The organism is Halomonas sp. ND22Bw (assembly GCF_003011945.1).
Lineage (GTDB): Bacteria > Pseudomonadota > Gammaproteobacteria > Pseudomonadales > Halomonadaceae > Halomonas > Halomonas halophila.
The window spans coordinates 1-270 of the sequence record NZ_PXWD01000926.1 but is presented as its reverse complement, the minus strand read 5'-3'; the positions used below and the strand labels follow the sequence as shown (position 1 = coordinate 270).

The following is a 270-nucleotide window of genomic DNA, read 5'->3' as shown; positions in this document are numbered from 1 at the left end:
CGAGCTGAGCTACGCGCATTTCAGCCATCTGTACGCCGGGCCGCGCTTCGTCGAGATCCTGGACAACGCGCACAACCTGCCGTTGCACCTGGCGGTGGAGTTGGGCGTTCCCGTGGCGGTCGTGGTCTGCGCCGGCTTCATGGCGCTGGTGCTGGGCGCCCGGCCCTGGCGCGAGCGCGGCCCGACGCGGCTGATGGCCTGGGCCGTGCTGGGCGCGATGGTGCTCCACAGCCTGCTCGAATACCCACTGTGGTACGGACCCTTCCAGCT

The 270-nt window shown here is 69.6% G+C and carries 1 protein-coding gene; it reads left to right on the top strand.

What is annotated here, in order from left to right; all coding sequences use genetic code 11:
* Positions 1-270 (top strand): O-antigen ligase (locus tag CVH10_RS20860; protein ID WP_181244607.1); only part of this gene is annotated, 270 nt, incomplete at both ends.